The sequence below is a fragment of the Candidatus Cloacimonadota bacterium genome, from assembly GCA_011372345.1.
Classification (GTDB): Bacteria; Cloacimonadota; Cloacimonadia; order Cloacimonadales; family TCS61; genus DRTC01.
Genome location: DRTC01000402.1, coordinates 1 through 11,023, shown reverse-complemented (window position 1 = coordinate 11,023; position 11,023 = coordinate 1). Strand labels below are relative to the sequence as shown.

General features: G+C 39.0%; 6 protein-coding genes. 5 read left to right on the top strand and 1 reads right to left on the bottom strand.

The window, feature by feature from the left end; translation table 11 throughout:
• Window positions 1-154 precede the first annotated feature (154 nt).
• Entirely contained in the window at window positions 155-601 is a 447-nt protein-coding gene (locus ENL20_07900) for a PTS sugar transporter subunit IIA (protein ID HHE38483.1), read from the bottom strand.
• Between the two features lie 116 nt (window positions 602-717).
• On the opposite strand from ENL20_07900, the gene ENL20_07895 reads away from it, so the two are divergent.
• From ENL20_07895 to ENL20_07875, 5 genes are all read left to right on the top strand, one after another.
• Window positions 718-2,418 (top strand): tetratricopeptide repeat protein, encoded by a 1,701-nt coding sequence (locus ENL20_07895; protein HHE38482.1) that lies wholly within the window; start codon window positions 718-720, stop codon window positions 2,416-2,418.
• Window positions 2,419-2,436: 18 nt separating this feature from the next.
• A complete protein-coding gene (locus ENL20_07890) occupies window positions 2,437-3,411 on the top strand; it encodes a class II fructose-bisphosphate aldolase (GenBank protein HHE38481.1) in 975 nt (324 codons plus the stop codon).
• A 76-nt stretch (window positions 3,412-3,487) separates the two neighbouring features.
• Window positions 3,488-4,486 (top strand): type I glyceraldehyde-3-phosphate dehydrogenase, encoded by a 999-nt coding sequence (gene gap / locus ENL20_07885; protein HHE38480.1) that lies wholly within the window; start codon window positions 3,488-3,490, stop codon window positions 4,484-4,486.
• A 786-nt stretch (window positions 4,487-5,272) separates the two neighbouring features.
• Complete coding sequence (locus tag ENL20_07880; protein ID HHE38479.1) at window positions 5,273-7,414, top strand: T9SS type A sorting domain-containing protein; 2,142 nt, start codon at window positions 5,273-5,275, stop codon at window positions 7,412-7,414.
• A 396-nt stretch (window positions 7,415-7,810) separates the two neighbouring features.
• Window positions 7,811-11,023 (top strand): hypothetical protein (locus tag ENL20_07875; protein ID HHE38478.1); only part of this gene is annotated, 3,213 nt, incomplete at its 3' end.

The window sequence follows — 11,023 nt, the reverse complement described above, 5'->3', positions numbered from 1 at the left end:
GCATCATCAGCCAGAGCAGTAAAGGAATTTCCCAAAGCTGCACTTCTGGCGGCAAAATCAACTTTCAGGAAACTGAAACCGGTTGTTCCTGCATTTTCATGGATTGCCATAAGCGGTAATCCGAACATTATCATTATTAATATGATCTTATCTTTCATAATTTTATTCCTTTTAAGATATTATAAACTTCAAGATTGGATTTGCATCCGAGCAATTTATCCCTGTTCTCCTCCAATTTCAAAAAATTTGAAATCGCACTCAAAAGTTTCATATATTCCTGTTTCATATCCTTCGGGACTGCTATCATAAACACCATCCTGACAGGTTCGTCGTCAATCGATTGAAAATCAAGTTCATTGTCAAGAAGATATACTGCAATCGTTAATTTTTTCACGGTTTCACTGCGTGAATGAGGTATCGCAATACCTCTGCCAATACCTGTTGACATCAGATTTTCTCTTTCGAGGATCGTCTTAAAAAATTCCTCAAAAGAACTGACAATTGAATGCTCAAAAAGGAATTCCGCCATTTCGGAAAGGCAACTCTTTTTATCCAGAGCAAAATAATTCATTTTTATCAATTCCGGTGAAAAAATCTCCATAAATCCTTTACCTGTTTAGATAAATAGCTTTATCTATGCTGTCATTTATTTACTTGACTTGAAATCGTCAAATTTTTTTTTGTAAGCAAAATTTATGTTAAGGAAGGAGTTTAGAAATGATAAGTAAGGATTTTTCAAAGAAAATTTCGATAGTGGTGTTGACTTTTATCACACTTTTTTTAATATCGGAAGAAATTCCCGGAGACAAAGTTCTGGCTGAATTTGATGGTGGTCAGATCACAATGAGCCAGCTCGAAGAACGAATTAACAACATTCCACCTTTTTATCAATCACGCTATAAGACAGAAGAAGGTAAGATCAGCCTTCTTGATATGATGTGTACGGAAGAACTATTTTACCTCGAAGCTGTAGCAGCTGGTCTGGAAAATGATGAAGATGTCAACATGAAATCAGATACTCAGATAAAATCTACCCTTTCCAGAATGAGAAAACAGGATTTGATCGAAAATGAATTTATCATCACAGAAGAAGAAAAACATGAATATTTTATCCAGAACCAGGATAAATTTCCCGGTAAAACTTACGAAGAAGCAATTTCCAGTGTCGAAGCCAAACTTCGCAATGATAAGCAAAAAGATTTTCTTGATAAAAAGAAAGCGGAATTTTTTGAAAAATATAATGTCGTCATCGATACAACAGTGATTGAATCTATAAACATTAAAAATATCGATGAAAATGAAGCCATTCTGGATGAACAATTTGTCTTCAGTTCAGAACCGCGAATGGAAAAAAATGTCGCTCTTTTTATAGATTATTTTAAGGGACTTCCCCCACAAAGACAGGAAACGATCAATTCTCCGGAAAAACTGAAAGAACACATCAACGAGTTAGTTGAAACGGATGTTTTTTACTTCGACGCTCTTGAACAGGGATTTGATAAGAAAGAGGATGCAGTTGATACGATCGAACAGACAAAAAAAACAGTGATGTTGAGAACAGTTTATAATCAGCTTGTCGTTGATAAACTCGATCTTGGAGACGATAAGATACGGGAATTTTATGATAATAATCTTGATAAATTCAGTTCCAAACCATATAGGAAAATCCAGGCATTTTATTTCGATAAGGAAGATAAAGCTAATGATGTTTTGAAGAAGGTCGAAAAAGCTGTAAAAAAAGAAAATGAAGATTCAATTACAAAACTGATCGAAGAAAACTCGATCCATCCTGAAAAGAACGGAATTCTCGATTATATTTATCAAAACGGGATTGTTCCTGGAATTGGAAAAGATGAAATTTATTCCCAGAAAATATGGGAAACAGATCCTGATCAGATGAGTGAAGTTTTCAAGAATTCAAAAGATGAGTTTGTGTTTTTTAGAATTCTGGAAGATCATCCGGCAGATCCCCAACCTTTTGAAGAAATAAAAGAAAAAATCAAAATGAGCATGACCAAAGACCTGGCAAAAACGAAATTTGAGGAAGTGACAAAAGAATTTGAAGTAAAATATAATCTGAAAAAATATCCTGACAGACTTGTCATCAAATTAACTCCGGAAGAATATTTCACGAAAGCGGAAAATGCTCAGAAAAACAGAAGATATCAGGATGCGATCTTCTATTACGACAAAGTTATGAAGTATTATCCAAACAATACGGACGACTATAAAGCAATGTTCATGAAAGCTTTCCTTTATGCGGAAGAAATGAATAAACAGGGAGAAGCGATCAAGCTCTTTGAAGAATTTTTAGAAAAATATCCGGAGGGAGATCTGCATGAATCTGCCCGTTTTATGACCAAAGAGTTGAAGGGTGAAAGTAACCTTTTCGACGAGATAGAAGCAAGTGATAAATAATTTTTTGGGGAGGTTAGAATGTTCTTGAAAGGTGATAAATTAAAGAAGGTTTTTCTCAAAGCAAAAAAAGAAAGATTTGGCATCATTGCTTCAAATGTTGTTTTTGACAGCGTGATCAGGGGAGTTATTCAGGGTTATGAAGCCCAGAAATCCGATGGTCTCCTGCAGATGAGTTCAGGAGCTGTAAAATATGCAGCCGGAAATACCAAAGATATGAATACCGGAGCTGAACTTATCTCTTCCATGATCAAGATCATTGCCGGGCAATATCACAATTCCGGGATTGGATTGCACATTGATCATGCCACTCCTAACTACTTTGATTTCATCGTTTACTGCATTGAGAATGATCTTGTTTCCTCTGTTATGATCGATGCTTCTCATGAAGAATTTGAAGAGAATATCAGGATTTCCGCAGAAGTTGTTGAAGTCGCTCATAAACATGGTGTCCTGGTCGAAGGTGAGATCGGTTATATTAAAGGTTCGGAAGATGAGATCGTTTCCGATACGGAATTATATACAAAACCGGAAGAAGCTCTGGAATTTGTACAGAAAACCGATGTTGATCTGTTTGCTGCTTCTGTCGGGACGAATCATGGCGTAACTAAAGGTCATCAGGTCAAATTGAAATTAGACTTGATCAAAGAAATAGACGAACTTTTAATTTCCAATAATATTGAAAGAGGGATCGTTCTGCACGGTGCTTCCGGCTTGACTGCCCAACAACAGCAGGATGCGATCAGAAACGGAGTCGTCAAGATCAACAAAGATACAAGGTATCAGATGGAAATGGCTGCTGCAGTTCAGGCTTATTGGGAAAAAGAAAAAGATGCGATCGTGCGACCGACAGGTATTGCGGAAAATAGTTATTTCCCGGATAAGAAAAGATTCGATCCACGAAAATGGATGGTCAAAGCAGAAAATTCCGTACAGAATGCTGTAGAAGAATTAGTTAAAATTACCGGTTCTGCCGATAAATCGATAATGATCTAAAGGTAGCACATTTTTGCAAAATGTGAATTTCGGACTTTTTAGAACTTTATAAAAAAAAACCAAATCGGAGGTATAAATGAAAAACATTGCCATTAATGGTTTTGGCAGAATTGGAAGACTCGTCTTCCGGGCTTTATTTGAAGAGAAAGAATTCAATATCGTCGCTATTAATGACATTACAGATGCAAAAACACTTGCTCATCTTCTGAAATATGATTCTGTTCACGGAATTTACAAATATGATGTAAAAACAAGTGACAGTCTGCTGATCGTGAACGGAAAGGAAATTCAGATTTTATCTGAAAAACAACCGGAAAATCTTCCCTGGAAAGAAATGAAAATCGATACAGTTATCGAATCTACCGGGATTTTCAGATCAAAAGAAGGTGCTTCCAAACATCTTACTGCAGGAGCAAAAAAAGTGGTCATTTCCGCTCCGGCAAAAGATAAAGTTGACGCTACTATCGTCATGGGAGTTAATCATGAAACTCTGAAACCTGAACATAAAATAGTATCCAATGCATCCTGCACGACAAATTGTCTGGCTCCCGTGATGAAAGTAATTACCGATAAATTTAAAGTTAAATCAGCTTTTATGACAACCATCCATTCCTATACCAGCGACCAACGCATTCTTGATTTTCCTCATAAAGATCTGAGAAGAGCCAGAGCTGCTGCTCTGAACATTATTCCGACAACAACAGGAGCTGCAGCTGCCACCGGGAAAGTCATTCCCGATCTTTCCGGTAAGATCGACGGAATGGCTGTCAGGGTTCCGACTCCGAATGGTTCACTGGTAGATGTTACTATCACTTTGGATAGAGAAACATCGATTGAAGAAGTGAACCAATTCATAAAAGAAGCATCTGAAACTTATTTGAAAGATATTCTCGAGTATTCCGAAACACCGCTTGTTTCAACTGATATTATTGGAAATCCGCATTCATCCATCTTTGATTCCAAAGTCACAATGGTGAATGGCAACCTGGTGAAACTTCTCAGCTGGTATGATAATGAATGGGGATATTCCTGCCGGATAGTTGATCTTATGAAATATATGTCCGCTCTGGAATAAAAAATGCGGAAATAAAGTTTTAATAATAATAAGAAAAGTGTTTGACAAAATAGGGTGAAAAGAGTTTTTACCGAAGTGAAGAAAATAAATAGAAAAGAAAAATTACAGGAGGTTAGAATGAAGAAACTATTTATTAGTTTAATGGTCGTGGTTTTTGTCTTGAGTCTTTTTTCAGACAGCAATTTTATCGAACAAAAATCACAAGAAAGTGCTTTTAAAGCAAGAAATGTTTTAAGGGATGAAGTAGTCGTCTATTTAGAGGATTTTGAAGATGGAATGGGTGGTTGGACTCATTATGATGGTACTCTGCCTGCTTCCATGTGGCATCTCGATGATTTCATTACACCGGATGGAACCGGTCTTTCCTGGTGGATGGGAGATCCAGAACTTGGTGGATATATCAACCATCTTTATGTTGTTCTTGATACTCCGGAAATTACTGTTCCCACAGGAGGTCATCTAACTTTTGATTTTACTTATCGATGTGAACTACCGGAAGGAGCAGAACCACCTTATGATGGTTGGGACGGATGTAATATCAGAATTTCAACCAATGGTGGAACGAGTTGGACTGTTTTAGAAAATGGAACTCCAGCTTACACAAATCAATCTCTTTATAGTTTCGGATTTGAACATGGTGAAGGTCCTAATGTCCCCGGCTGGTGCGGATTTGGTCCCGGTTGGCAGGAAGCGGATTTTGACCTTTCCGCTTATGCGGGACAGGATGTTATGATCCGTTTTGCTTTTGCTTCCGATCCTGCTTATTGTACCCAGGATGATGCCAGTATGTTTGGTTTTGCTGTTGATAATATCTCGCTTGGTGATTTTAACCATGATTTTGATGATGGTAATGAACAGGGAATGACTTTTACAAGTATCGTTCCTGTTGGTGGAGACATCTGGTATCTGGGTGAACCCGGGGATGCTCCTTCTCCAACTCATGCTATGATCTGCCAGAATGATCAGGGAACATATAATATCAATATGCTTAATTATTTGGAATCTCCTCCCATCACAATGCCGGAAGCTGGTGAAATACATGTTGATTTTATGCTTAAAGGTTTCTTTGATGATAACGATACTTTCCCGGAAGTTGATTTCTTTGGTTGGGAAGTTTCTCCTGATGGAGGTTCGACCTGGTATTATATGAGCAATCCTTTTGATGACGGCTCACCAAATTATGTTTATTCAGATGCACCTGATATCTGGTCTTCCATGGTCGAATCTTACACTTTAGATGGACGTTTGGACGGACATGATATGTATGAAGGAACAGATTCTATCTTCCGTATTTATTTCCAATCTGATGGAGATGAACCGATTGGAACCGGAATCATGATTGACGATTTCACTGTAACAAACATAATCTGGCCCGGAGCTGGAGTTACAGATCTGACAGCAGAAGCGAATAATGCTGATCAGAGCGTTCACCTTACCTGGACTGCACCCGAAGAAGGTGGAGAAGAAGGTTGGATCCAACATGATAATGGAGAATATGCAGGTTCATTGGGCTTGACAAACGGCGGAGAATGGGCTGTTGCTACCAGGTTCACTATAACAGAGATGATGCCTTATGTTGGTGGTTCTTTAACTGAAGTCACGATCTATCCTGCTGAAGTAACTGCTGATTATACAGTTACAGTCTGGTCGGGTTCCAATGCCTCTACTCTGGAGGTTGAAATTCCCTTAACAAATCCTGTTATTGAAGATTGGAACCAGGTTACTTTACCTGATCCTATTTTAATTGAATCAGGAATGGAATATTGGATCGGTTACCAGATCAACCAACCAAATGCCAGCACTTACCCGGCTGGATATGATTCAGGACCAAATGTTGGCGGATTGTATGCAAACCTCGGCAGCTGGCAAGATCTCAGTGGTGATTTTGATTACAATTGGTTAATCCACGGATATATCGCAGCTGCTGACGGAAGAACATTTGAAGTTACAAACGATCGTGATCGTCCGGTTACTGGCTATCATATCTGGCATTGTGATACATTCGACGGAACTTATGAAGTGATCGATACTATCGATCCTGCTGAAGAATATACACATGCTTCTCCCATCCACGGTGCAAACAATTACTATAATGTAACTCCTCTCTGGGATGGAGCAGATGGTGCAATGCATGATCCTCCTGCCTTTGATTATGTTATTGCTGATGATGAAGAAGAATTCAACCATGATGACGGGACAAGTGAAGAAGGTTATAATGTGGGTTTGACTCATAGCATGGCAGTTAAATTTACTCCGGATTATAGTCGTTCAACAGGTTGGACATTGACACATGCCAGAGTATATGTTCATGAATATGACACAGGTCAAGTTATCATCAGAGCCTGGGATGATAATGGTGGAGTTCCCGGAACTATGCTTTTCCAATTTGTATATCCTGCAGCAGATTTAAGTACCGGATGGAACACGATTCCGATTCCGGAAGCAAACCAACCGGATTTCGAATCAGGAAGTTACTATGTCGGAATTTTTGAAATGGCAGGACTTTCTGCAATTGGTTTAGATACAAGCGGTTCCGGATACAGTTATACAGATGAAAGCGGAAGCTGGGTAATGGAAGCAAGCGGAAATGTAATGATCAGATCCATTGCTTTAGGTTATTCAACAGGCATTGAAGAAGAATTAACTCCAGATAATGTCCTTTCTATCTCCAACTATCCTAATCCATTTAATCCAAACACAACTATCAATCTGAATATGCCGGCAACAGGTAAAGCTACAATTCAGGTTTACAATGTCAGAGGTCAGTTAGTAAAAACATTGGTCAATGATGTGGTTGAATCCGGTTTAACTCAATATAACTGGAATGGTCGGGATAATAGTGATAAAACTGTAACCAGCGGAATTTATTTCTACAAACTGATAACAGACGGACAGGTTCTCACTAGGAAAATGCTCTTACTTAAATAGTATCACAAAATCATGTAAATTATAGATAAGATACAGCTTCGTTAGCTTTTGCTTCGGGCTGTATCTTATTTTTTTTATTCCACCCCATCCGTCTTTGCCGGACTAAAGCCCCAATTCTCATAAAAGGAAAGGGAGAAAATAAGGTTATCTGATCGGAACATCTTTTTTTTCTCACGGTTAATGAGGTTGTGTAAAAGCTGGCACAATTTTGCAAATTGTGAAAATGAACTCGAAACCTTGTTTCAAAAGCGATACAGGGAATTCAAGATATCAACCTGGCAAGTTGATTTACAGTTTTTACACAAGTTTTTAAAATCGTGAGTTTCTAAACTTTAATTCATTACCAATCGGGGGATTGGTAACGATAAAATATCAAAGAGACAATAAGGAGTAAACATGAAACGCTTAATTTTTATAATGTTATTGATCGCTTTCAGTAGCGGTTTTTTATCAGCAAGTAGCGATCCTTTCATCCCCGAATATTTCCAGGAAAAAATAATCATTGCCTGTTTTGAAAAAGAAGCAGTCGGAAACAGGGAAGGAATCCTCAATTTTGAAATAAAAAACGGTATTGTAAAAACCGGTCTTCAGAGTTTTGATCGTTTAGCTGAGCAATACAGGTTCGTCGATCTGAGCAGGCTTATCGATTTTGTAAAAAATCCGGATTGGAATAATGAAGGAGTTTATATTCAGAATATTTACCGTATTCATCTGGATAGTAATTCCAATATTGAGGAAGCATTATCTAACCTGCAAAATGATCCGAACATTGTTTATGCGGAATATGAAACGATCAACAGGCTACGACATATTCCCAATGATCCTTCTTATCCAGTGCAATGGCATTTGCCGAAGATCGAATGTCCCGAAACCTGGGATTATACCGTTGGAGATGAAGAAGTTGTGATTGGTATTGTTGATTCGGGAATTAAATGGAACCATCCGGACCTGATGGACAATATCTGGATCAATCAACCGGAACTGGATGCCGGAATGACGATCAACTGGGAAAATGGTACTATTTCCGGAGGTAACGGCATTGATGAAGACGGAAACGGCAGAATCGATGATGTTATCGGTTATAATTTCTTTGGAGGAGATAATAACGACTCGTACCAGGATTGGCCGGAGAACGATCATGGGACTCATGTAGCAGGTTGTGCCGGAGCTGTTGGAGACAATGGGATCGGAGTTGTCGGTTCTTCTATGATTGTCAAACTGATCTCATCAAGGCATGCTCCTACTACTTATGATTACGGTTTTGTTCAGGATGGATACAACGGTATTATGTATTGTGCGAATTCCGGAGCTGATATTATTAACTGCAGTTGGGGTGGTCCCGGTAGCGGAGGAACAGCAAATAATATCATCAATTCTGCAACAGCATTAGGATCTTTAGTTATCTGTGCTGCCGGCAATGAAGATACTGAGCATACGGACTATTACCAGGATTATCCTGCTGATTGCGATAATGCGATAAGTGTTGCCGCCACAGACCAGAACGATATCAAAGCAGATTTTTCCGACTATGGAGAACCTATAGATATCAGTGCTCCGGGAGTTAATATCAAGTCAACCATCATTGCTGATAACGGATATGCAAGTTACCAGGGTACTTCCATGGCTTCTCCTATTGTTTGCGGAGTAGCTGCTCTGGTAAAATCAATTCATTCTGATTTAACTCCTCTTGAACTGAGATCAAGGATAGAAAATACAACCGATTATATAGATACGGTAAATCCCGATTATGCCGGATTGTTGGGAACAGGAAGAGTAAATGCCTTCCAGGCAACCATGTATGACTTGATTCCAAAATTAACCATCGAAGCCCATAATCTCATTGAATTAGACGGAGATGGTGATGGTGTTCCCAATCCGGGAGAAGTTCTGCAACTGACTGTTATGATCCAGAACGGGTATTTTGCTGCCGGATTCTGGGCAAATGCTACCGGAGTTACAGCAACTTTAAGCTGTGAAAATCCGGAAGTAGAAATTTTACAGGGAACTTCCATTCTGCCGGATATTGCCGGAGGAATTTCCATCTGGAATAATGATCAACCTTTCCAGTTCCAGACTTCCGAAGATATGAATGAAATGGATATTACTTTGATCATTACTCTGACTTCAAACCAGTCTTCCGAATATCCTTACAATGTGGATCGGGAATTAGTTGCCAGTTTATCGCTTGTTCAAGAAGGCTGGCCCTTTGATGTTGGTGGAGCTTCTACATCTTCCGGTTTGATCATTGATATTAATAATGATGAGGAAATGGAAATCGTTTTTGGAGATCACACCGGAACTTTACATGCTGTAAATGTCAATGGAACAGAGGAAATTGCTGGTTTTCCTGTCGATCTTGGCGGAAATATCAGTGCTGCTGTTGCTGTCGGCAATATCGATGCTGATAATTATTTAGAGATCATTGTTGGAAATGAAAGCAGTCAACTGATCGCTGTCGATCATACAGGAGCGGAAATATTCAATTATGCAGCTGGAGGATTGATCAAGGGAAGCCCTATGATCGCAGATGTTGATGGAAACGGTTCAAAAGAGATCATTGCCTGCACATTTACCGGAAATAAAGCGATCGTCCTGAATGCCGACGGAACTGATTATGGTAATTTTCCGGTAACACTGGCTGCCGGAGTTTTGAGTTCTCCAGCCATCGCAGATTTAAATGGAGACGGTCATCTCGATATTGTTTGTGATGCTATGAACGGAACTCTGAACGCTATTTCAACTTCTGATGGAAATATGTTGGATAATTTTCCATATACATTAGGTGGAGGTTCCTGGAATGGTCCGATCATTACCAATATCGATGCTGATGATGATCCTGAAATCCTGATTGGAACTTTGGGACAGAAATTGATCGCGATCAACCATGACGGAACATTAAATTTTGAAAAAGAAGTTGAGGGACAAATCAAAACCTCGGTAGTTACAGCTGATCTAAACAATGATGATATGATCGAGATTATTTTCGGGAATTCCAGCGGTTGGCTCTATGTCATCGATAATATGGGAAATGACATCGATAATTTCCCGATTAATATCGGAGTTGCCATCGAATCTACTCCCATCCTTGCTGATATGGATAATAATGGAAGTATCGATATTATTTTTGGGGATAATGACGGTTACCTGCACTCAGTAGATATTACCGGCAATGAAACCGCTAATTTCCCGCTTTTCCTGGAAAACACTCTCAAGGTCAGTCCAGCGATAGGTTATGCTGATGCTGATGATGATCCAGAGATCATCATTCCCAACCAGAATTCATTTGTCCTGGTGGATTATAAACGACCAATTGGGGAAATAGCCTGGCAGTGCTTCAAAGCTAATCCTGAAAGAACCGGAATTGCACCTGATTTGACTTCGACCTCCAATCATGAAATCCAGGAATTTAATACGGTTCTAGGAAGGAATTACCCTAATCCATTTATCATCGGAACCGGAAATAATTCTGCGACTACCATTGATTTCAACCTGATGGAAGACACTTTCGTGAATCTCGATATTTACAATATTCGCGGTCAACTGGTAAATACGATTGCTTCCGATAATTTTAGCAAAGGTCCACATTTCATCGGGTGGAATGGAAAAGAT

What these genes read in the sequence shown, in the direction of transcription:
- ENL20_07900 (HHE38483.1), bottom strand. Translation starts at nt 601, where the DNA reads ATGGAGATTTTTTCACCGGAATTGATAAAAATGAATTATTTTGCTCTG.
- ENL20_07895 (HHE38482.1), top strand. Translation starts at nt 718, where the DNA reads ATGATAAGTAAGGATTTTTCAAAGAAAATTTCGATAGTGGTGTTGACT.
- ENL20_07890 (HHE38481.1), top strand. Translation starts at nt 2,437, where the DNA reads ATGTTCTTGAAAGGTGATAAATTAAAGAAGGTTTTTCTCAAAGCAAAA.
- gap (HHE38480.1), top strand. Translation starts at nt 3,488, where the DNA reads ATGAAAAACATTGCCATTAATGGTTTTGGCAGAATTGGAAGACTCGTC.
- ENL20_07880 (HHE38479.1), top strand. Translation starts at nt 5,273, where the DNA reads ATGTTTGGTTTTGCTGTTGATAATATCTCGCTTGGTGATTTTAACCAT.